19 protein-coding genes are annotated in these 24,203 nt (G+C 38.2%); 17 read left to right on the forward strand and 2 right to left on the reverse strand.

The genetic code is table 11. The annotated features are described in order from the left end of the window. Nucleotide 1: 1 nt before the first annotated feature. From mutL to hfq, 4 genes are read left to right on the forward strand one after another with little or no spacing between them, the layout of a single operon-like run. Nucleotides 2-1,852, forward strand: coding sequence for a DNA mismatch repair endonuclease MutL (gene mutL / locus MHH58_RS04975; RefSeq protein WP_341345190.1), 1,851 nt, complete (start codon nt 2-4; stop codon nt 1,850-1,852). Between the two features lie 11 nt (nt 1,853-1,863). Beyond that, entirely contained in the window at nt 1,864-2,748 is an 885-nt protein-coding gene (locus MHH58_RS04980) for an alpha/beta hydrolase (protein ID WP_341345191.1), read from the forward strand. After that, nucleotides 2,735-3,643, forward strand: coding sequence for a tRNA (adenosine(37)-N6)-dimethylallyltransferase MiaA (miaA, locus tag MHH58_RS04985; RefSeq protein WP_341345192.1), 909 nt, complete (start codon nt 2,735-2,737; stop codon nt 3,641-3,643). Before MHH58_RS04980 ends, miaA begins: the two co-directional genes overlap by 14 nt. After that, nucleotides 3,644-3,832: an RNA chaperone Hfq gene (hfq, locus tag MHH58_RS04990; protein WP_341345193.1), complete on the forward strand. Its 189-nt coding sequence runs from the start codon at nt 3,644-3,646 to the stop codon at nt 3,830-3,832. It abuts the gene before it with no gap. Between the two features lie 36 nt (nt 3,833-3,868). On the opposite strand, the gene MHH58_RS04995 is transcribed toward hfq, so the two are convergent. After that, on the reverse strand, nt 3,869-4,354 hold the full coding sequence (locus tag MHH58_RS04995) for a glutathione peroxidase (protein ID WP_341345194.1): 486 nt from the start codon (nt 4,352-4,354) through the stop codon (nt 3,869-3,871). 117 nt (nt 4,355-4,471) lie between these two features. Here MHH58_RS04995 and hflX point away from each other — a divergent pair, with 117 nt between their 5' ends. The 5 genes from hflX (at nt 4,472) to MHH58_RS05020 (ending at nt 11,657) form a co-directional block, all read left to right on the forward strand. Continuing rightward, complete coding sequence (gene hflX, locus MHH58_RS05000) at nt 4,472-5,701, forward strand: GTPase HflX (protein ID WP_341345195.1); 1,230 nt, start codon at nt 4,472-4,474, stop codon at nt 5,699-5,701. Continuing rightward, nucleotides 5,685-6,947, forward strand: a complete 1,263-nt coding sequence (locus MHH58_RS05005; RefSeq protein ID WP_341345196.1) for a methionine gamma-lyase family protein — start codon at nt 5,685-5,687, stop codon at nt 6,945-6,947. Before hflX ends, MHH58_RS05005 begins: the two co-directional genes overlap by 17 nt. Before the next feature lie 84 nt (nt 6,948-7,031). Further along, complete coding sequence (locus tag MHH58_RS05010; RefSeq protein ID WP_341345197.1) at nt 7,032-7,841, forward strand: ABC transporter permease; 810 nt, start codon at nt 7,032-7,034, stop codon at nt 7,839-7,841. A 9-nt stretch (nt 7,842-7,850) separates the two neighbouring features. Further along, nucleotides 7,851-8,759 (forward strand): ABC transporter ATP-binding protein, encoded by a 909-nt coding sequence (locus MHH58_RS05015; protein ID WP_135095586.1) that lies wholly within the window; start codon nt 7,851-7,853, stop codon nt 8,757-8,759. 78 nt (nt 8,760-8,837) lie between these two features. After that, a complete protein-coding gene (locus MHH58_RS05020; RefSeq protein WP_341345198.1) occupies nt 8,838-11,657 on the forward strand; it encodes a glycosyltransferase family 4 protein in 2,820 nt (939 codons plus the stop codon). Nucleotides 11,658-11,685: 28 nt separating this feature from the next. On the opposite strand, the gene MHH58_RS05025 is transcribed toward MHH58_RS05020, so the two are convergent. Then, nucleotides 11,686-12,885: a hypothetical protein gene (locus MHH58_RS05025; protein WP_341345199.1), complete on the reverse strand. Its 1,200-nt coding sequence runs from the start codon at nt 12,883-12,885 to the stop codon at nt 11,686-11,688. Nucleotides 12,886-12,977: 92 nt separating this feature from the next. Between MHH58_RS05025 and MHH58_RS05030 the strand changes: the two genes are divergently transcribed. The 8 genes from MHH58_RS05030 to MHH58_RS05065 all read left to right on the forward strand — a co-directional run bounded on the left by MHH58_RS05030 (nt 12,978) and on the right by MHH58_RS05065 (nt 24,130). Next, a complete protein-coding gene (locus MHH58_RS05030; RefSeq protein ID WP_341345200.1) occupies nt 12,978-13,499 on the forward strand; it encodes a hypothetical protein in 522 nt (173 codons plus the stop codon). A gap of 10 nt (nt 13,500-13,509) precedes the next feature. Then, on the forward strand, nt 13,510-14,139 hold the full coding sequence (locus MHH58_RS05035) for a ParA family protein (protein ID WP_341345201.1): 630 nt from the start codon (nt 13,510-13,512) through the stop codon (nt 14,137-14,139). A gap of 31 nt (nt 14,140-14,170) precedes the next feature. Then, nucleotides 14,171-15,424 carry a nucleotide sugar dehydrogenase gene (locus MHH58_RS05040; RefSeq protein WP_341345202.1) on the forward strand — a complete coding sequence of 418 codons (1,254 nt, stop codon included), beginning with the start codon at nt 14,171-14,173 and terminating at the stop codon, nt 15,422-15,424. A 100-nt stretch (nt 15,425-15,524) separates the two neighbouring features. Beyond that, complete coding sequence (locus MHH58_RS05045) at nt 15,525-16,529, forward strand: SH3-like domain-containing protein (protein WP_341345203.1); 1,005 nt, start codon at nt 15,525-15,527, stop codon at nt 16,527-16,529. Nucleotides 16,530-16,539: 10 nt separating this feature from the next. Continuing rightward, a complete protein-coding gene (locus MHH58_RS05050; RefSeq protein WP_341345204.1) occupies nt 16,540-19,158 on the forward strand; it encodes a glycosyltransferase in 2,619 nt (872 codons plus the stop codon). A gap of 53 nt (nt 19,159-19,211) precedes the next feature. Beyond that, nucleotides 19,212-21,035 (forward strand): hypothetical protein, encoded by a 1,824-nt coding sequence (locus tag MHH58_RS05055; RefSeq protein WP_341345205.1) that lies wholly within the window; start codon nt 19,212-19,214, stop codon nt 21,033-21,035. 21 nt (nt 21,036-21,056) lie between these two features. After that, nucleotides 21,057-22,535 (forward strand): hypothetical protein, encoded by a 1,479-nt coding sequence (locus MHH58_RS05060; RefSeq protein ID WP_341345206.1) that lies wholly within the window; start codon nt 21,057-21,059, stop codon nt 22,533-22,535. Between the two features lie 83 nt (nt 22,536-22,618). Then, nucleotides 22,619-24,130: a hypothetical protein gene (locus MHH58_RS05065; protein WP_341345207.1), complete on the forward strand. Its 1,512-nt coding sequence runs from the start codon at nt 22,619-22,621 to the stop codon at nt 24,128-24,130. Nucleotides 24,131-24,203 lie beyond the last annotated feature (73 nt).

The raw sequence follows: 24,203 nt of genomic DNA on the forward strand, positions 1-24,203 counted from the left end.
AATGGGACAGATACACGTACTGCCCGCTCATATACAAAATAAAATCGCCGCAGGCGAGGTGGTCGAGCGTCCGAGTTCCATCGTCAAGGAAATTGTTGAAAATTCGCTCGACGCCCATTCTACGGTCATCGAAGTCTTTATCAAAAACAGCGGCATGGAGTCGATTAAGGTGGTCGACAACGGCCGCGGCATCGATTATGAGGACCGCATGCTGTTATTTGAAAGACATGCGACGAGTAAAATCGATACGGCTTACGAGCTGTTTGAAATCCGTTCGCTCGGCTTCCGGGGGGAAGCCCTCGCCAGTATCGGTGCAGTCGCCAAAGTGACTTTGGAGAGCATGCGGGAGGACTCAACGCCTTTTAAAATTGTTTACGCCGGCGGGAAGTATGATGAAGATACCGTCTGGCACGAACGCCGCGGGACGATTATTGAAATTGAAGACTTATTCTTCAATACACCAGCCCGCTTAAAATATATTAAAAATCTGCGCACTGAAGCGGGTAAAATTATCGATATTATGCAGCGGATGGCTTTAAATTATCCGAATGTCAGCTTCCGGCTGGTTTTTGAAGGAAAGGACCGCTTTAAAACGACCGGCAACGGCAATCTGAAAGAAGTCATCAACATTCTGTACGGCATCCAGGTTTCGAGCAACACGCTCGAAGTTCAAGCGGAAAGTCCGGACTATAAAATCGAAGGGTATATCGTGAGACCCGAAGTGACAAGAAGCAACCGCAATTATATTAATTTAAGTATTAATCACAGGCATGTCCGTCATTTTAAACTGTCTCAGAGTATTATTAACGCCTATCATACGCTGCAGCCGAAAGATAAGTATCCGCTCGCCTTTTTAAATGTCACTATGGATCCGAAGCTGATCGATGTCAACGTTCACCCGTCGAAAGTGGAAGTGAAACTGTCGAAGGAAGCAGAACTGTTAAAACTGACCGAAAGAGCGGTTAAAGAAGCCTTGATGGAAACGGAACTGATTCCGGAAGTGGAACATAAAATGCCGAAAAATGAAAAGCCTGAACAGACAGCTATTGATTTTACAGCGCGCCATGAACAGATCAGGGAGCATATTGACAGCTACACACCGCCCGTCCGTCAAGCACCGGAAACGTTTAAAGAGCGGCCGGAACAAGGGCATACTCAGCAAAAACCAGCTTACACGAATCCCTTCCAGGAGGCGCCGGCAGCACCGAAAAAGTCAGCACCAAAAGATGCGCCTGCCTACGTTAACAAGGAGCCGCTGCCGCAAAAAGAAAAACTGCCTTATTTAGAAATTATCGGCCAGCTGCACGGCACTTATATTATTATGCAGAACGAAACAGGCATGTATCTCATGGATCAGCACGCTGCTCAGGAGCGCATTAAATACGAATATATTTACGCGAATATTATTAAGGAAGACGACGGCATTCCGCTCTTAATTCCTTACACTTTCGAATTCAGCTTTGACGATGTGATTACTATCGATGAGAAGCTTACCGAACTGCAGTCACTCGGTTTCGATATTGAAAAAAGCGGCGTTAAACAGTACACGGTATCCCGTTATCCATCCTGGATTAAAGCAAAAAATCCGGAAGAGGATATCAATGACTTAATTGAATTTATTACAGAAACGGACCGTTTCGATGTGAATAAGTACCGGGAAGAAATGTCCATTATGATGAGCTGCAAGCAGTCGATTAAAGCGAATCATTACCTCGATAAAAACCAGATGGCAGCACTGCTCGAGGAGCTCGGAAAATGTGCTTCGCCGTACACCTGCCCGCACGGCCGGCCGGTGATTATTCATATGACAACGTATGAAATAGAACGGCTGTTTAACCGGATTATGAAGTAGGGGGGCTTAAATTGAAGATTATTAACCGTACGATGAAAAATAAAGACAGGAGTATTTCAGTGACGCATTATGCGCCAAAAAAGCCGAAGGCGAGCATTCAAATCCTGCACGGCATGGCCGATCATAAAGGACGCTATAAGGAGTTTCTGATGTATCTCGTCTTAAATGATATTCACTGTGTTATTCATAACCACAGAGGGCACGGCAGCGATGAGAAGTTAAGCAATCTCGGCCACTTCTCTTCTTTTGAAGACCTGCTCGAAGATGCGAAGATCGTCAAGAAGGCTATGCCCGAGGACCTTCCTCATATTGGACTCGGACATTCGATGGGCTCCATTCTGCTCAGAAGACTGCTCGAAGAAGACCTTTACGATGCGGGTGTCATTGTCGGCACCGGCAGCAAGGTCCGTTTTTCTGATACGCTGTCTCACGTCTTGATGCAGGGACTCTCTAAGTTAATCCCCGGCACGAAATCGAGACTGATTAACAAATTATCGTTTCTCGGCTACGACGGCAACTTTAAGGGTACTGTTAAAAACCGCTGGCTGTCGGCGGATGACGACAACATCCATGCCTATAACACCGACCCGCATGCCGGCCAGAAGATGAGCGTAAGAGCACTTGCTGAAATACTGAAAAACATCCGCTACGTTGATTCTTCAAAGTGTCTTAAAAAATACAGGGACATCCCTTACTTATTAATCGGCGGCATGGATGATCCATTTTCGCATTTCGGCAGAGATTATGAACTTCTAAATTGGCGGCTGCAGCGCCATTTTAATAACGTGAAAATGGAGCTCGTGCCAAACGGGCGGCACGAAGTGCTGTTTGAAGAAAACAGAGGCGCGGTTTATTCTAATATTGTCAAATGGGTGGAAACATATGTCGAAAAGTAAGTTGCTTATCTTAGTCGGACCGACAGCTATCGGAAAGACCGCCTTATCCATAGCTGTCGCTAAAAAATTTAAGGCTGAAATTATCAGCGGCGACTCCATGCAGGTATACAGAGGCATGGATATCGGCACCGGTAAAATCACCGAGGATGAAATGGACGGTGTTCCGCATCATATGATTGATATTTTGAACCCCAATGAAACATTTTCTGTTTCCGACTTCCAAAGTCAGGTGGAGCGCCTTGTTTCAGATATTGAAGGGCGCGGGAAACTGCCAATGCTGGTCGGCGGCACCGGGCATTATATTAAAGCACTGATTGAGGGCTACCAGTTTAATGAAGAAAGCCGTGAAGATATTGACCGGCTGACTGAAGAATATGAGGACTTTTCAAGTGAAGAACTGTTTTCAGAGCTTGAAAAACTGGTGCCTAAAAGCGGCATTCATCCGAATAACCGGAAGAGGATTATCCGCAGGCTGGTGAAAGAAAAGCTTGGTGGTAAAGAAAAGAAAGCGTATACACAAAAGCCGAAATATGATACATTCTTAATAGGTCTCACAGCAGACAGAAGTGTGATATACGACCGTATTAACAGACGGGTAGAGGCAATGTTCAATACCGGTCTCACGGAAGAAGTGAGCGGATTGCAAAAACAGAAGCTGTCTGAGACAGCGGGACAGGCAATCGGCTACAAGGAGTTTTTGCCGTATTTTAAAGGGGAAGCATCACTCGCTGAAGTAAGGGAGCGCATTCAGGCTCATTCACGGCAGTATGCGAAGCGGCAGCTGACTTTTTTCCGCAACCAGCTTGATGTGCACTGGTACGATATCGCGCAGACAGATACAGATATAATCATTAAAGATATATATCAATTCTTACAAACAAAAGGGGAGAATTAAATGAATTTGCAGGATTCGTTTTTAGGGGAGTACAAAGAATCGGGGCAGGAAATTACCGTATTTTTAATGAACGGTTTCCAGCTGCAGGGGAAAATCACCGGCTTCGACAAGTATGTAGTCGAACTTGATTCAGAAGGTAAAGTTCAAATTATATATAAGCATGCAATCAGTACATTTATACGTGCGTAAAAAAACAGCCGGACAAAAGTCCGGCTGTTTTCCGCTTTATCCAGCTAAATATTTTTCAACGTCATCTTCGATGTCGTGCGGCGGTTTTTGAGGGGGATAGCGTTTAACTACTTTGCCTTCTCTGGTAACCAGAAATTTAGTGAAATTCCACTTAATCGAATTGGTGATTAAGCCGGATTTCTCTTCGGTTAAGTATTTAAACAACGGATGAATATTTTCTCCCTTAACATCGGTTTTCTCCATTACAGTATAAGAAACACCGTGTTCTCTGCCGTAAAGGTCGCGTGCTTCTGTTGCTGAGCACGGTTCCTGATTCATAAAGTTATTTGAAGGAAATGCCAGAATCTCTAAACCGATATCATGGTATTTCCGGTATAATTTTTCGAGCTCATCGAGCTGTTTGTTAAAACCGCATTCACTTGCTGTATTGACAATCAGAACGACTTTACCTTCCAAATCCTTCATGTCAATATGATTCCCGTCTGCATCCTGCGCTGAGAGGTCATAAAAAGTTGCCTTCACTTATGATCCTCCTTTCTTTACTTTCTATATACAACAGTTGATACTACAATATAGCCTTATTAATATGATTAAAACATGATATTGTAATATTAAACGAAAAAATCGGAGGTGTTTGTCATGAATATGACACATACTGGAATAATCCTTGCGACGAACACTGTACAAAATAAAGACGTGGAGTCGGAAGTGCGCGAGCTTAAAGAGCTGAGTGAGTCCATCGGCATAGAGATTATCGGCACGCATATTCAGAACCGCACATCGATAGACAGAAAGAGTTATGTGGGAAGCGGCTTTCTGGAAGAAGTCAAAATGCAGTATGAAGATATTGATTATGCTATCGTTAACGATGAGATTCTGGCGAGCCAGAACCGCACTATAGAAAATATACTGGATACGAGTGTGATCGACAGGACGCAGGTCATTCTCGATATTTTCAGCTTAAGAGCTCAGTCAAAAGCAGGCAAGCTGCAGGTGGAACTGGCCCAGCTTGAATATCTGGTGCCGCGCTTAAAAGGCCAGGGCATCAACCTGTCGAGGCTCGGTGCCGGAATTGGTACGAGAGGACCGGGGGAAACTAAGCTTGAAACAGACCGCCGTCATATTAATACAAGAATCCGTGATATTAAAAGGCAGCTCGCTGTCATTGAAGAACACCGTTTAAGATACCGCGACAAGCGGCGTTCGAATCAAGTGACGAAAGTGTCGCTGATCGGCTATACGAACGCGGGCAAGTCGACACTGTTCAATAAGCTGACGAATGCGGAAACGCTGCAGGAAGACAAGCTGTTCGCGACCCTGGATCCGCTGACCCGGGAAATGGTTCTCCCGTCAGGTTTTCAGTGCATTATTTCGGATACGGTCGGTTTTATCCAAAAACTGCCGACGACTTTAATAGAAAGTTTTAAGTCGACGCTCGAAGAAGCGGCGGACAGTGATTTCATTATTCATGTGATCGATAATAATGTTCCAGACCTTGTGAGCCAGTACGATACGGTGCTGGATTTAATCGATTCCTTAAATATGAAAGATATTCCGCAGCTGATCCTGTTTAATAAAACAGATTTAAATGATGAGAAAAGACTGCTGCCGGCAAACCCGCATCAGTTTGTGAATATGAATATGCCGGCTCAGGATATATTAATGGATGTCGAGAACTTTATGACGAAGTATTTCGATGCCTATGATGCGGAAATTCCGCTGGCAAGACAGGATAAGATTTACAGATTAAAAAGACAGACAATCGTTAAAGAACTTAAGCTTTATGAAGAAAAAGTTAAAGTCAGCGGTTTTGAACCCGAGGGCAATTTTGCAGAACGTATAGTAGAGAAGGATGACGAACGTGAATAATGAAAAAAAGATTTGCAGCATCATAGAACAAGCAGAAGAGGCATTGCAGCCGTATTATAAAAAGAATAAGGATATTGCCTACCAGAACTTTAAAAAAGTGATGGCGGCCTTTACAAATCACTCTGTCACAGAAAGTGACTTCAGCGGCACGACCGGCTACGGTTATGACGATGTCGGGCGGGATAAGCTGGAAGAAATCTACAGAGATGTGTTTAAGGCGGAAGATGCTCTAGTTAGAACACAGATTATATCAGGAACGCATGCGATCAGCCTGGTCCTGCTGAGCCTTTTGAAGCACGGCGATGAGCTGTTATATATTACGGGAACACCATACGATACACTTGAGAAAGTAATCGGCACGACAGAAGATGATATCGGCAGCCTGAAAGAAATGGGTGTTGAATTTAATACAGTTGATTTAAAAGATGATCAGTTCGATACAAAAAGCATACTGTCATCAATTACAGAAAAAACAAAAATGATCGGCATTCAGCGTTCTAGAGGCTACTCACACCGTAAATCGATGAACGTCGGTGAAATAGAAGCTGTTATACAAACGATAAAAGAAAAACACCCGAATATTATCGTATTCGTAGATAACTGCTACGGTGAGTTCGCCGAAACGAGAGAACCGCTGGAAGCGGGTGCGGATATTATGGCAGGCTCGCTCATTAAAAACCCGGGCGGCGGTATTGCGAAGATGGGCGGTTACGTTGCAGGCAAAGAAAAACTTGTCGAGCGCGTAAGCTACCGTTTAACAGTGCCGGGCGTTGGCAAGGAAATGGGCGCGAGCCTGAATGCACTGACTGATATGTACCAGGGCTTCTTTATGGCGCCGCATACGGTCATGGAATCTATTAACGGTGCGCTGTTAATGAGCTATGTTTTTGAAAAGTTAAATATGAAACCCTCACCGAGATATACAGAAGAGCGTACGGACTTAATTCAGAGTGTATCGTTTAATAATGAAGAAGAAATGATAACATTCACTCAGATGATTCAAAAAGCAAGTCCGGTAAATGCGCGCTTCATGCCGATACCGGATTTAATCCCGGGCTATCAGAATCCTGTTATTATGGCTGCAGGAACCTTTGTGCAGGGCGCGTCTCTTGAACTGTCGGCAGACGGACCAATCAGAGCCCCATACACAGTGTATGCCCAGGGCGGGCTGCATATCGAACACGTAAAATATGCGCTCGAAATGTCTTTGACTGAACTCTCTGAGAAGAATATGATAGAGCTATAAAGAATAAGTGTCGCTATTGTATAGTGACACTTATTTAATTTAAGCGTATAATTAATTTCGAAATTATAAATTGGAGCTTACATAATGAAAAACGTCCTTGCTTTGTTAAAAGAAAACTTTGAGAACCTTCATTTAATCTGGAAATTAAGTCTCTATAATATTAAAGCGCAGTATGCAAACCACTATCTTGGCATACTGTGGGCGATATTGATGCCGGCAGCTCAGGTCGGAGTCTTCTATGTGATTTTCGGACTCGGCCTAAGGGGAGACCGGGGAGATGTGCAGAACGTACCCTTCCTGGTTTACCTGATAACGGGTATTTTTGCCTTCAGCTTTATCTCGGGCTGTATAAACGCAGCATCGAATGCAATCAGCAGCCAGATCGGACTCGTGACTAAAATGAAGTTTCCGTCGAGTGTGCTGTTATCTATGTCGATGGCGAATAATGTTATTACTTTTATGATTATGTCTGTTATCGTTCTCGTCATCAGTATCGTGAACGGCTACTCGGAACCGCTGCATTATCTGGTCTGGTTTTACTTTATGTTTGCGACCATTATTTTTACATACAGCATCGGCTTAATCATGTCGTCAGTTAATATACTCATCAGAGACTTTAAAAATATTCAGGCTAACGTCATGAGAATGTTTTTCTTCATTACACCAATCTTTTGGGAACCCGCGGGACGTCCGCCGTTAATGGAAACGATTATGGCGTTTAACCCGCTGGCTTATCTCTTAATGACTTTCAGATATGCTCTGATATTTGACGGTCCGGCTTTTTACGGTGATGTTTCCGACCACATCTTCTTTTGGTCGATTACGCTCTTCCTGTTCTTTATAGGAGTACAGGTGCATTACCGCTATAAAGACAGACTGGTGGATTACCTATAAAGGTGGATAATTATGTATAAAGTTAAAGTAGAGAACGTCTCTAAAATATATGATATTAATAGAAACCGGATTGCAAAAGTATTATCACTGCTGACCTTCGGTAAATTATATAAAGCAAAACCCTTTTATGCCTTAAGAGATATCGATTTTGAAGTTAATGCAGGGGATTCTGTGGGTATATTGGGGTTAAACGGTTCTGGTAAAACCACTCTGTCAGATTTAATCGCTGAAGCGACAGTCCCGTCCAAAGGCAAAATCCATATTAACGGACGTACTTCCTTAATTGCAATCAGTGCGGGGCTGAATCAGGAACTGACGGGCGAAGAAAATATCCGTATCAAGTGTCTCATGCACGGCTTAAGTGAAAAGCAGATTGCAGACCGCTACGATGATATTTTAAAATTCAGCGAACTTGGTGAATTCATTAAGCAGCCGATTAAAAACTATTCGAGTGGTATGAAGTCGAGACTGGGTTTTGCCATTGCGATTCATACCGATCCCGATATTTTAATTGTCGATGAAGCATTATCGGTCGGAGATGAAACTTTCGCCAATAAATGTATCGACCGCATGCGCGACTTCCAGGAGCAGGGCAAGACGATTTTCTTCGTCTCCCATGCAACCGGACAAATCAGACAGTTCTGTAATAAAGCAGTCTGGGTGCAGTACGGCGAAATGAAACAGTTCGGTGAGATGAAAGATGTGGTTAAAAGCTATGCCGAGTTTGTTAACCAGTATAAAAACCTGACCAAAGATGAGCAGATAGAATACAAAGATAAAATGGTCGGCGAACAGATGAAGGCGAGCCAGCATTTAGATCTGCCGAAAGAAAAAATAAATATGAACAGTGTCGCTATCGGTACGCTCTTGTTTCTGTTTATGATGTTCGGTATCGTTTTTCAGATATTCAGTTTATAAATAGTATGGTAAATTAGTAGGAATGTATGTAATATGGAGAATTAGTTCATTTTAGATTAGACATTAGGAGAATTGCCCATGAGATACCTGCAAGGAATTATTTCATACGTAACATTAAAATATAATATGCCTGTCGTCTCAAGACATATTCTGAAGCTGAGCCTGACTAAAAAAGTCGGAAAAGCTGAGCCCGGTCTCAGTTATTTTCTCCGTAAATCGGAGCATTTAACGCTGATGGATTTAATAGACCATATGCGACTTCAGAATGACTATGAAGCATATTTAAAAGCACTGATTTTACGTCATGAAAAGAATTACAAAGGGTCTCTTGAAATGGTGGCGAACGACCGGAATAAGGCGCTCATTCCTTTTAAAACAAAGCTGTACTACAATCTTAAAAGATATGAAGATGTAGTAAATATTACTGATTCCGGATACGATGTTCTCGGTGAACTGACAGAAGAGCAGCAGATAGTGCTTGTCAGGAATTTAATAAAAGAAAACTATTATGAAACAATTGAAAAGATGATCAGCCAGACAGGCAAAAATAAGATGCAGCTTGAAGAGCTGTATCACCATGAGAAAGATGATTTATATTATAAATATTCATGGTCTCAGTACCGGACAACTGTCTTAGATGATATAGACCCGAATGCGCCTTTTTCAGAAATTAAAGAGAAAATTGACCAGACAGATGAGAATATGCGGAATCTTGGTTATGTTCTCGTGATTAACAACTACTTTACTAAAGAGAAAAATCTGGATGAGCTGAATGACTTATTTGTAGATCACATCAACAGCAATGAAAATCTTTTTAAATACATAGACCCGATTGCTGTGGATACGCTGGACTTCAATTTAAGTTCCAATGATAAGAAATCAGACCGGCTGCAGAATCTCCTGAATTATTATCATTTCGACAAAGGCACTAAAATGCTGATGAATAAAATCATGAAACTGCTGCCGGAAGTTACTTTAAATGCCCAGCACATTATGAGCATCAGAAGACTTGTTCTTGACCGTCATTTAAACTTTAATGATTCGCTCAGCAGAAAGATGTTTAATTCCGATAAGCGGCTGCAGAACGTCTTTCACAGCGCGACTTTATTTATAGATGAAGAGACTCGTTCTTTAACAGATAAATTCGTTCACCATAACTTTAATGCCCGTGAGAGAACGAGAATATATAACGCGGTGATTAACCAGCTGCAGCGTGTTAACAAACGTTATGAACTGCCTTTTTATATTTTTACTTATCTTGAAAAGAGTGCCGGCAGAAAGCAGAACCATACTTACATTTTAGCGAGATACTATGCTGCAGCAGGTCAAAAAGAGAAGCTGGATGCACTGATAATTTCCAGCACCTTAGATAAGCAGCTAAAAATACATATTAACTTATCGATGTACCTGTTCAATCTTAAAATGTACGGTTCTTCGCTCTATCATGCCCGTAAAGGTTATGAGATTAAACCGAATAATGCAGACGTCCTGCGTTCACTCATCCGTTCTCACCATGTCATGGGGAACATTGACGAGAGATATAAAATACTTCAGGAGATGAGAAAGCAGTTTGCATCGAGAGTGTACCCGGGAGAATTCCTGATGGCGGAGCAGGAGCATGAACTGTTTCACAGCGAATGGCAGCCGAAAGCTCTGCCTGATGCCAGCCCTTATCAGGATGACGGTGAAACAGTGCTGTTTGTACTGAATAAAGCCATGCCTGCAATTAACGGTTATACTATCCGCACGAATGAAATAGTATCGAGAGTGAAAGATTATGGCTACCGGCCTGTAGCTACATCGAGACTGGGATGGTCGCCGGAACATGAGAATTACACTAAACCCGGTCTTGATGAAGGGGATTACCGTACTTACTATATCGACCGCTCGGATAAGTATTTAACAAACCGTACGCCTTTAAGGAAGTATTTCAACGTTTATAAAGATGAGTTATATAAAATAGTTATGGAAGAAAAGCCGGCAGCAATACATGCGGCATCGAACTTCCAAAACGCCATGCCTGCTATCCGTCTCGGCAACCAGATGAATATTAAAACGATTTATGAGGTACGCGGTCTGTGGCATCATACCCAGACGTCGAAAGTGCCTGAATTCTTTAATTCCGATCGTTTTAATATGCAGGAACACTATGAAATACTATGCTGCCAGTATGCTGACGAGGTCATTGTAATCAGTGAAAGTTTAAGAGAGTATTTAATATTAAAAGGAATTGCTGCAGAAAAAATTACTGTGCTGCCTAACGGAGTAGACAGTGAAGTATTATCACCCTTGAAGAAATCCGAAGATCTTATTGAGCGTTACCAGCTTGAAGATAGTACAGTACTCGGTTTTGTAGGTTCTATTACGAACTACGAGGGACTTGAATTAATTATTGATACTGTAGAAGCACTGAACAACAGTAACGAATTTACGGAGAGGTTCAAGCTTCTTGTAGTCGGTGACGGACAGCACCGCGCCGCCCTTCAGAGGAAAGTGTTGGAGCAGAATTTAAGCGATGATATTATCTTTACAGGTAAGGTGCCTTTTGAAACGGTGAAGGATTACTACTCTGTCATTGACATTGCGCCGTTTCCGCGCCAGGACAAACTGGTCTGCCAGCTCGTGACACCGATTAAAACTTATGAAGCTATGGCCATGGGTAAGCGGGTCATTGTGAGTGACGTCAATGCACTGAAGGAAATGGTGATTGACCAGGTCAACGGGGTTTACTTTAAAGCGGATAACCAGGAAGCATTTGAAGAAGCAGTCATCAGCGTCTTAAATAATGAAGCAATCGGAGAATCAGCCCGAGAGTGGGTTGTTGAAAACCGGGACTGGAAAGTTTTGCTTAAGAAACTTGTCAAAGTTTATGAAAAGCTGGATATTAAAGCAAGCTAAAAAGAGCCGCACAAAGTGCAGCTCTTTTTTACTGTTGAAGAAAGTTTATATAATTCTGCATGGCAGGTGAAGCCTCGTTGATAAGCGTTTTGTGTTCATTAACAAAATCTTTTAAATCCTCCGGAGACATATTTTCAAGGAGGGCCAGGGAAACTTCAGTTAAATCCTCTTTTTGTATATATGGTGACCTTATTTCTTCTCTCTGGTATACATCGATACCATTATATCCTTCCGGATATTTATAAGGATTGCCGATAAGACCTCTCACTTTCATGTTATTTAGTAAAACCTGCAGCATCCATTCGTTTTTCCTGTCAGGCATTTCTATATATTCAGCGTCCGGACTCTCTTTGCCGGCAGTCAATGGTTTATAGACATAGGTTTCAGAAAATCTCGGTTTTGCTTTGTCACTTTCAGCAGTCACTCGAATACGGTATTTTCCCGGCTCATCCAGTATAAACTGACAGTATCTTGAATCTGTACGGTGAGATTTCTTATATGGTTTTCCGTCTTTGTAAAGTTCGTATACATAGTATCTCGGTTCAATATAGTTCATATAGACAGAGAGAATGTTATCTTCCAGTTTTTCGTCGAAGAGCAACTGGTTTTCGTAGTTGTCAGAATTGAATTTTCTGAGCTGCTGGACAAGTCCTTCGTATATTTCAATAGGAGCATCCAGCACATCAGGTACGCCTTTATTATCAGCGCTCAGAACAAGCTTATTGTCAATGCTGTTGTACAGGAGCTCATAGATGCCGGCAATAAAATCATCGTGTTCATTGTTCGGAAGCACGTCTATTAAGATGACCTGTTTATAAAAGGATGTCAGTTCAAGAATTTTATTTAAATGCTGTTTCAGCGCTTTGAACTGTTCAATTTTACGGACTTCTTCATAATCCACTGTCTCGTCGAGCAACTCGAAGGATTGTCTGTTGAAATAAGACCCGTTATATTTTACAAGCGTATTCATCTCGCTCAATAGATCAATCATTAAAACTTCAGCCCGGGATTCCTGCAGCTTGTTTAAATTCGCCTTGTTTAAGTCTCTGTGCGCAGTTGAGATTTCAACGATGTCCGATGTGTTGAGATCTTTCATTGCAACCGGGTAAGGCTTGGATAAGAGTGACAGGAAACTTTGGCCCGTCACGAAATTATTTACATCATATGGGAAACTTCTGAATTCTGTTAAACGGCCGGCAAACTGGCTGCCGATAATATCGATTTTCATAAAAATGCTCCTTGGTATTTTTCGTAGAATGTTTTCTATTTCGCCGCCTTAATAGTATAATATAAGATGAATCACTGAGAAGGAGACGGCGTATGTATTTTTTAAAGAAAAATTTACTTAATATTATCATATGGACATTGGCACTCGGAGTAGTGGGTACAGCTGTTAATTTCTTCATACCACCGTCCAGTACAACGTACGAAGAATATTATACCTTAGAAAGCGGACTCGAACCAAATACGATTGCAAATTTAAATATTCAGTTTAACGAAACTGTGAATAAGGCATCGGATAATATTCTTGTAGCCGCTGCAGACGGCCAGTCGGGATCTGACATTTTACATCTGACAATTACGACTGAAGCGGGAATTAATTACAATTCCATTCAAGCCCAGGCTATGGATATACTGGCTGAAGAAGGTGTTGTAACAACTGACAGCACTGCTCCGAATGTCTATGAGACACAAAACGACGCTTTAAAAATAATTATCATTTTACTGTCGCTGTTAATCGGTGCCGGCATCGGTATTGTGACAGCGCTTAGTAATAGAAATATAAGTACTGAAGAAGATATCGAGCACTATCTTGGTGAAAGAACCCTTGGTACTTTCTAGGAGTGAGACTATGAGCGAAACGGAAGACAGATTCAATAACTTTGACGAAGATATGATTAACAAGCTGTATGATACAGCTATGGCAATAAGAAATGAAAATCACGACAATCCTAACAACAAAACAATATTCTCTTCTGTAAATAAGAGAATGGCAGTGACTGATGCTGCGATGCATATTGCTTATATACTGACGGAATTAAAAGATAAGGTGCTGGTCGTTAATCTAGACAGCAGAAGCACTCAGGCAGTTGAAGAATATATTCATTCAAAAGCAAAACCGAATTTGTTTACAACTTTAAGAAATTCGATGTTTTTAAGTGAAGCAATCAACCATTCAGCCTTTGAGAAACTGGATATCATTCATGTTGAAGAAATGGATGAAGAAGAATTGATGGCTAAGTTTAACGACTACAATGTACTCTCAAAATTAAGTCCGCTGAAAAGCTACTATGACCATATTTTCCTTATTGGCCCGCCTTTTGAAGAGTGTGAAAATTACGGTGCTTTTTTAGAACTGGCTGACAGTGCAGTGACCGTTATAAGTGCTAAAAAGAACGACAGACAGGAATTAAATCACTATTTACAAAAAATTAACCTTTTTAATGTAAAAAGTTTTGGTATACTAAGAAAAGCAGATTAATTTATTTAAGAAAAGGTAGGGTGTTTTCAGAGTGAAACTAACAACAATAGGATTAGGTTATATCGGATTGCCGACATCAATTATGTTTGCAAAACACGGAGTTGATGTACTGGGTGTCGATATTAAACAGGAAGCAGTAGATATGCTGAATGGAGGAACCATTCACATCGAAGAACCTGGATTGCAGGAAGCGCTGGAGGAAGTACTTGAAACAGGCAAATTCAGAGCGTCTACAACTGCAGAAGAAGCAGATGCATATATTATTGCGGTTCCTACACCAAACAATAATGATGAACACAAATCAGCAGATATCTCTATTGTAATGAGCGGCGTTAAATCGATTGTTCCATTACTTAAAAAAGGTGATACTGTTATCGTAGAATCAACAATAGCACCGCGTACGATGGACGACCACGTTGCGCCTTACCTTGAAGAACAGGGCTTTAAAATCGGGGAAGACATTTTCTTAGTCCACTGTCCGGAACGTGTATTGCCTGGCCAGATTATGGAAGAACTTGTGTACAACAACCGTATTGTCGGTGGTATGACCCCTCAGTGTGTTGAGGCAGGTAAGAAAGTGTACGGTACATTTGTACAAGGTGAAATGATTGAGACAAACGCTAAGACAGCGGAAATGTCTAAATTGATGGAGAATACTTATCGTGACGTGAACATTGCATTAGCGAACGAACTTGCTATGATTTGTAACCGTCTGGATATTAATGTTCATGAAGTAATTGAAATGGCTAACAAGCATCCGCGTGTTAACCTGCACACACCGGGACCTGGTGTCGGCGGACACTGCCTGGCTGTAGACCCTTACTTCATTATTGCTGAAGCGCCGGAAGAATCTCCGTTAATTCAGTTATCAAGATCAATCAACGTGTCTATGCCTGAATATGTGGTGAGTATTACTAAAAAAATGCTGTCTAAACTGAACGGCAACAAAGTAACTGTCTTTGGTTTAACATATAAAGGTGATGTGGATGATATCCGTGAATCACCAGCGTTTGATATTTACGAACTGCTTCGTAAAGAAGAAGGACTGGAAGTAAATACTTACGATCCGCACGTGAAAATGGACTTTGTTGAGAAGGACATGAAGTCTGCAGTGACTGATTCTTCATTAGTATTAGTATTAAGCGACCACAGCGAATTCAAGATCTTAACAGATAACGATTTTGAAACAATGAAAGACAAAGTGATCTTTGATACGAAGAATGTAGTACCGAATAACTTCTCTGAAGTGCAATACTACAACTACGGTAATATTCAAAAATTCTAGTATAAATATAAATATAAAAACTGTAGACAAAGTTAATAGCTGACCTGTCTGCAGTTTTCTTTTTTTATAATTTAATAATACATAAATGCGGGGTAGAGAAATGGAACATAAATTAGATAAATTTTTGAGACATGTTAAAGAATTTGATGTCAGTCATTACGTATGGATTTATGAAAAGGGGAACAAACCTTTACTGCAGTCAGTACAGTCAATGAAAAAACTTGGAGAGCTGAAAGATTATCAGAAACAGATAATGCGTGTCCTGGCTCACAGAAAAGTGGATAAGAAAGATTACTACTATTTGGAGTATGAGGGTAATGAACTTGGCTGGGCTGAATTAAAAACATCTATTGTTGTTTACTCAAAGCCGCGTGAACATGTAAGACTTGATCTTGATAAGTTCATGCAGGAACAGGATAAACAAATCTTCGTTGTAGCTAAAAATAACTTAAGTCTGTTAAAAGACCAGATGCTTGATTCCAGATTTATTATGATTAAAGACGGGATTGAATATGAGGCGCTGTTTAAAAAACATCGCCTTCAAGGCTGGTTCTCTTCGGATACGCTGGTGCGCTCTGAAAGAGCAAAAATTAATGTAACAGGCTATACCGATGACTTTAAATTATATGAATTTAATAACCTGACATCTGAAGTGCGTGTTGATGAAGCTAAAATATATCCGATTACTATTGTGCATATGTTCAGAGATATAAATCTGGCTAAAGTTAAAACGGGTATGGGGAATTACTGGACAGATATGAGCGAGCTGAAATATGACAAGGAAAGTCTTCCGGAATATGAACCTCAATACACATTTGATGAAACAGTCGTATACGATTTGATTCAGAACGTTTCAGAAGAGCGTAAAATGACAAAAGCTCTGGTTGAACGTCTGAAAAGCCAGTTCAGAGACACGGTTATTGAAATTGAACCTTCGAATACTGAAGAAGTAAACAACTTAATTGTTGATAAAGATATTGAATTGCTGCAGGAAGAACTGGCAGCTGAAAAAGAAAAACGTAAAAATATTGAGAACCGATATAAAAATCTTAAACAATCATTCTTCGGTAAACTTCAGACGAAATATTGGCAGATGAGAAAGTAGGTGGATTGTATTGACAGTAAATAATAACGAATCAGTATTACCTCACGTAAGTATTTCAGATAACTACTTATTAGGTCTATACCAGCTGGCTAAATTTCATGATGTTGATACATACGGAGACCTTTTTAATAAAGATGTCTCGACGTCGACACAATACCATGATTTGTCTCTGGAAGAATACTATAAATTATTCAACGAACAAGGGAAACCGGAACTGGTTGATAAAGTAGAAGAACTGTCTGACTTTGTTACAGAATCAAACGGTTCCCGTGTATTTAAGAAAATAGATTTAAACGTAGGTATTATTTGTGATGAATTTTTATATGAAGCCTATAAGGATGTTGTAAACCTGCATTATATCAACTACGACAAAGACAATATTAATATAGATTTTGATTTTGTTATCGTTGCAACAACCTGGAAAGGCATTGACGGCAGCTGGCAGAATGTTTCTAAAGACAAATCGGAAGAACGTCACCATCTGTATGAATTAATTCAAGAACTGCAGGATAGAAATATACCAGCTTTATTCTATTCAAAAGAGGATCCTGTTAACTATGACCAGTTTATAGAAATTGCGAAAAAATGTGATTATGTCTTTACTTCAGCAGAAGAAATTATTCCCCGCTATGTTGAAGCGGTCGGTCATGACAGAGTGTATAAGCTGGAGTTTGGAATCAACCCGCATAAACATAATCCAATCGGTATAAATGCACCTGAATTTAAAGAATATAAAGATGATGTAATATTTGCCGGCAGCTGGATGGTAAAATATCCAATAAGAAATCAGGAATCCGCAATGGCATTTGACGGCGTAATCAAGTCAGGAAAAGATTTAACGATTATTGACCGCAACTTAAAGCTGGAAAATAAAAGGTATCATTTCCCGCCTAAATATATGAAGTATCTTTCATATCCTTTACCGCATGATTTACTGATGAAAACACATAAAATCTACCGTAATGCGATTAACGTGAACTCGGTTAAATATTCAAATACAATGTTTGCAAACAGAGTGTATGAGCTTCAGGCGTTCGGTAATATCCTGCTGTCAAACTTCTCAGTCGGAGTGAACAGTAAATTCCCTCATGTCTTTATTTATAATTATAAAACAGATGTACCACAGTTTTTAACTCATACTTCTGATAGAGCGATAAGAGAAATATCTTCTGCGGGTATCCGCCAGACGATGAATTATGAGACGACATATCATAGAATTCAATATATGTACGGGATACTTGGACATGAATTGAATGTAGATAAGGCCAGGGTACTGGTTGTGCTGAAATCTGAAGATAAACAAGCAGATCAGATGGTTAAAGCTCAATCTTACAAAAATATAGATTTCATTAATAAGGATGAACTGGACGATATCGGATTATCACCGTATCGTTTTGTGACTTATTTCGACAATGAAAAATATTACTATGAAGAAAATTATATAGAAGAGCTGGTCAGCGGATTTAAGTATGCAGACGTTGATTTTGTCACAAAAGATATGACTAAAGAGAAATACAACTACACCGATAACTTCTCAGATATCGCTTTAACAATGTTTGATTTAAATATTTTACCGGATGCTAGGATAGACACTGTAAAAGAAAAAATCTTATCCGGTTTGAATATTGATGATACTGAAGTTGTTCTGCATGATGACCTTCCGGCTAAGAGCAGCAGACAGCATAAACTGAGTGTTGTTGTACCGATTCATAATAACGGCAGATACCTTGAGAACAAATGTCTGCGCAGTTTAAAACGACAGTCAGTATACGATGATATGGAAATTATTTTTATAAATGATGGTTCAACTGATGAAGAAACAGTCAATATAGTAAACCGATTAATCAGACGGAATCCGGACATTGTTTATTACGAATTTGAAAATGCATCAGGCAGTGCCTCAACGCCGCGTAATAAGGGTGTAGAACTTGCCTCAACAGAATTGGTCACTTTCCTTGATCCGGATAATGAAGCGACAGGAGACGGCTTCAGCAGGCTTTTAGAAGAGATTGAAGCGGATGATAGTCTCGATATGGTAGTCGGCAATATGGTCAAAGAAGACCAGAATGAAAAGAGCATTTTCAACTATTATAAAACTGTTCAGCATTACAACTATAAGAGCAATCTGATTGATGATACAAAAGGCTTCCTGAAACGCTCGTTCCTAAAAGCACAGAGTATCCAGGCGATGATTGTACGTAAAAATATTATTGATGATAATAATATTAAAATGGTGGAAGGTGCTATTGGCCAGGATACGATTTACTATCAGGAATTGCTGCTTCATTCTAATAAAGTAAAAGCCATTGATGAAGTGATTCATATGTATTACGGAGCTGTCGCTGATTCTGTAACGAATACAATCGGTTTGTCTTTCTTTGAGAAATACTTGAAACTGGAAAAATACCGTATAAACTTCTTAACTGAAAATGATTTAATTAACGAGTATTTAGAAGATCGTTTTGAATATTACTTAATGAACTGGTATCTTCCGAGGCTGGAAAGAGTAGAACAGTCTAAGCAGCCAGAAGCAGCAGACAAATTGCTTGAAATATTCAATCTTTACAGAGAATATATCGGCGATGATTATGCACTTGTTGAAGAAAGAATTTTAGAATACAGAAAATAATGTTGCTCAGATAAGATCTTCTAAGAGAAACATCGTTTTGTAGGGGGAACAGCATGTTAGTTAATAATATTGAAACATCATATTCATATGTATTACTGCATCAATCCTTGCAGGGGGACAAAATTACAAAGAGTTTGAAATGTACTATCGGCGAGTATGATTTACATTACAGCAATGACATGGATATTACGCTCTTTGAAGAGCATAACACTCAGCTGATTGCACTAGGTTATATGCTGGATATTCGTAATGGTGACTTAGCAGACACAGAAATTCTAAAATCCTTATCATTATCTGAAGATATTGAAAGAGAATTGGATTATATTAACGGCCGTTATGTGCTTATCGTTAATAAAGAAGGCAGCGTAACAGTCTATACTGATGCGAGTGCTCTGCTGCCGATTAACTATGCAGAAAATCAGAAAGTGATTGCATCACATGATATTTTGATTGAAGAAGTGCTGAAACAGAATAATATAGAAGTTAAACTGTTAAGAGAAGAACTAAAAGGTTCGTTCGATTTTACAAGATATGAAGGAATCTTTAAGTTCAATCCCAGTTTAAAACTAGATTTAAACACATGGGAATTTGAAAGATATTATCCGCATAATGAACTTGTGCCTAAGGGTATAGATTTTGTTATTAAAGAATTAGAAATATATTTTAATGAAATGATTAAGTGGCTTAAAAATTTAAACAAAGAAATTATCCTGACACTAACTGGAGGATATGACTCACGTGTGTCCATGGCATTGACAAATTCTTTCAGCGAAAAAGTAGAGTACATTACATATCTGCATCCGAATCTGGCTCGTTTAAGTGAACGTGCACAGGAAATTTACGATATTGATATGTATGTCACTAAAACTATTGGTACGAACTTAAATGTGAACCATACGATGGTGGATCTAGCGGATTATAATTTACAGGGAGGGGAAAGAGAAAATGCACTGCAAAATCTGCAGACTGCACATTCATTCTCTTTAATCGACTATTTCCGTAACGAAAGAAAATTTAATAAGGCTTTGCATATTAAATCTACAGTATACGGAATGGGGAAATCGGATTTCCCTTTAAAGAAAAACCATAACCCTGAAACGTATGAAGAGATGTCTGATTTTATACATGGTGTTTCAAAAGAAGCGGTTAAACTTCCGGATTACAATAAAATAGTTAACAATTACTATAAACGTAATCTTCATAACGAAGGTGTGGGTAAGGGCAGGCATTACTTCGAAATCTTCCACCTGGAAAGCCGTATGGGGAACTGGCACAGCAATGTGACGCAGGAAACAGACCCGGAACTTTTGGATTTCATTTTTGTAAATACCCGGAGAATAATTGATCTTCTGCAATCTCCTTCTATTCAGGAACGTAAAGATAAAGTTCTTTATAAAACGCTGATAAAGCAATATTGGCCTGCACTTTTATTTATAGGAGTAAACGAAAAAACAATTAATGTCGATTATGATAAAATTGGGTTGAACAATAAATATATTAATGGTTTGAAAGTTTATGAATTGAACAATCTGCAATTGGAAAGAAATGAAGATAATATATTAACGATTAAGCCGGATTCAGAGATTGTTGGTCCGCAAAATCAATATGTGTTTAAAGCGAAGAATAATACGCATGAACCAAAAAAATTGCATCTAAAGAGTCTTTTTAATAAAGAAAGCGGAAGAAAGTATATCAATGTTAAAATAATGAAACTTGATAATAAAACTTTTAAGAGTATTGATATCGTAGATTTATACGAAGGCTATGATGTGACACTTGAACCTTTTCAGGAATTAATGATAAGAATAGATTACAATAATGTTTTTGACAAAGCATCCTGGCAGCAGGCGGGACGTATTCAAATCAGCAATATATAATAATCAAAACGGAGGTTTGTGATGTTAAATAGTTTTGAAATATCACATGGAGTAAATGATGATTACAGTTATAACTATAAATTGAGTGACGATTTAGTGATCAGCTATAATCACGAAGATATCTTTAACAGTGTTAGTAAAAATGACGGTACAATCATCAGTTACGGCTACTGTTTTGATGTGAGAAATCCGGAAACTGATATTACGGCTACATTAAATACACTCCTTAATAATCAGAGTAATATTCTGGAGAATATTAAATATTTAAACGGGCATTTTATACTGCTGTTTAATTTAGATGGTAGCTGGAAGTTAATTACAGATGCTGTGAGCATTACACCTGTATATTTCGATGCAGTAAAAGAACTGGTAACAGTTGATGACACAGGTGAATTACCAACTTTAAACGGTGTATCAATCCTGAACCTTCAGAACTTTACTCTTTCACGGATAGATATGGCTGTTAATAAGCTGTCTGATGAACGGATAGAAAGAACGATTCTTGATTTGGTAAGTAATCAGTATAAATATTTCTTAGGTAAAGATTTAACACTGAATTTCAGAAGAAATAAGATGAACAAAGCGATAATATCTATTCTTCGTCCAGTGTTGATAAATCAGAGACTCAATTTAAGGGAGAATGATGATACTACGCTTAAGATTGGAAACTGGATAGCACGTGAATATAAAATGGAGCTTTTAGCGGAAAATGAGCAACCTTCAACCACCTATTTAGCTAATACTCATTTAATGGACTACAAATTTTATATGAAGAATAACGAATTACCTGAAGATGAACTGGATGAATTTAATAATTTATATAATTTGGACAGCGAGTTCTTAAAAGCACGTTCAGGTATTGAGTATAATCTGCTTAATAAACTGAATTACAGAAATGAACTAAAGCCGCAGCTAATCTATGATCCATTTAATGTGATGGCAATACAGGAGATTATTTACCGTTTTAGTGATGCATCTAATTTTGATCCGCTCACAAGAGTTGTTAAGATACTGCATCCGGCTATAGATTTTTATGATTTTTCAAGTGGTGAAACTTTAATGCAAAAATACACCAGGCTGAAGAAACAAAATTTGAAAATGTCTGAAGAGCTTAAAAAAGTTGTAGTTAATCAAGAATTCTTAAGCGAAGCCGAAGAAAAGGGAATAAGCGTATCTGATAATCTTGATGGTAAAATCCTTGAAAACGGAGTCACATTTTACCCGGCATCTCAGACGATAAGTAAAGAAGATGTTTACGAAGTAACATATAAGAAAGAAAGGCCTGGAATGGTGCTAGTAGAATCTTATTTTAATAATCCTAAGAATGCTCATCGAATAAAAGTGGAATTAAATAATGAGGTATTTAATATTGATGAATTTCTGAATGGTAAATTTATTAAAATGAGTTCAGAATTAATAATAAAGATGTACTATGAAAGAAATTATGATGCTACTTCATGGCAAAAAGCAGGCAAAATTACGATTAAAGAAATAGATTAGAAAAATACAAGTGGAAATAATTTATTTTCACTTGTATTTTAAATTATTGAATATATTTATAAATAAACTTACGAGGTGAAAAAATGTCTTATAACTTCAAAATATCAGATGAAAAAGATAATGAATATAAGTATAATTATCAAATAAATAAAGAAACAATATTAAACTATAATAATGAAGATTATTTGAATACTTATAGTAATAATAAAAGAATGATTATTTGTTATGGGTATTGTTTTAATGTTAAAAAGCCTAATCTGTCTATACGAGGCACTTTAGAATACTTACTCGAGAATAATCAAATAGAAAAAGATCTCACATATTTAAATGGTCATTTTATAATATTATATTCCGAAAATGAGAAACTTAAATTGTATACAGATGCATCTTCAATAACCCCTGTATATTTTTCGAAAGAGAATAGAGTAGTATGTAATAAATTAGAAGAAAAAAAAGGGTATGTAATACTAAATCCAAATTATAACTTAGATTTGGTAACCTATAATGTATCCAGATTTTTTACGTTTAAAGACTACGATGAATTATCAACTACAATGTTAGAAAATGAACTTATAACATTACTTAAGAATCAATACAAGTACTTTGAGGATAAAAGTTTAAATGTAATCTTCCAAGCTGACAATTATCATAAAGCATTATTTGCAATTCTGTCACCAACTTTGGTACATAAGAATATATTGGTGAAGAAAATTGATAGCAAAGGTTTTAATACAAAGTTTGGAGAAATCTTCTCAAAAGAATTTACAATGAATTATTTTGAAATTCAGGAAGGTGAAGACGAATATCCTTTAGATAACGGCATTAATTTTCTATCACGTAATAATTTGAGTAATTATAATGCAATATATTCAAAAAAAAATAATGATTTAGAAAACTCATTATTAGAGACAGTATATGCCATTAAATCTGAAGATGAAAAAAAGTTCAACTTTGAATTAAATCTAATAGATAATTATCGTGTTTCAAATAATGATTATAGTCATTACTTTTTAATATATGAACCCTTGAATGTTAGAGAAATATTAAATGTAGTCATGAATTTAAGTAAACGAGACGAATTTAAGTCTAACTTATTTATAATAAATACATTTAAACCATCTCTAAACTTTTATAATTTTACAAATGGAAATACTTTAAGAGAGGTTAATTTAGATTTAAAACAAGAAAACTTAGAATTAAAAGGAAATAGTATTTCATCTAACAATCAAAAGTTTTTAGTTAATGTTAAACTTTCAAATTTCTCTGTTTCTCAGAATCTCGATGGAAAATTGAAGAAGGATGAGATAGTAATATACCCAGCGAAACAAAAAGTGAAAAAAGGTATATTATATAAATTAGAATATAAAAGTGATCAAGAAGGGCTAGTTTATATTGAAGGGTTTTATAAGAATGAAAATAATGCCAAAAGAATTATTGTAACAGTCAATGGTGAAAATTTTAATATTTTTGATTTCTATGGTGGAAGATATTTTTATCTGGATGGAAAATTAAATGTTGAAATTAAATATACTCAAGATTATGATTCACTAAGTTGGCAAAAAGCTTCAACACTAAAAGTGAAAGTAATTAAGTAATAAACTTTTATGTAAGGAGGGAGTAATAATTATTAAGAATTTCGATGATAATCAGTCTATAAAGACATATTCT

The organism is Jeotgalicoccus sp. FSL K6-3177 (assembly GCF_038050175.1).
GTDB lineage: Bacteria > Bacillota > Bacilli > Staphylococcales > Salinicoccaceae > Jeotgalicoccus > Jeotgalicoccus nanhaiensis.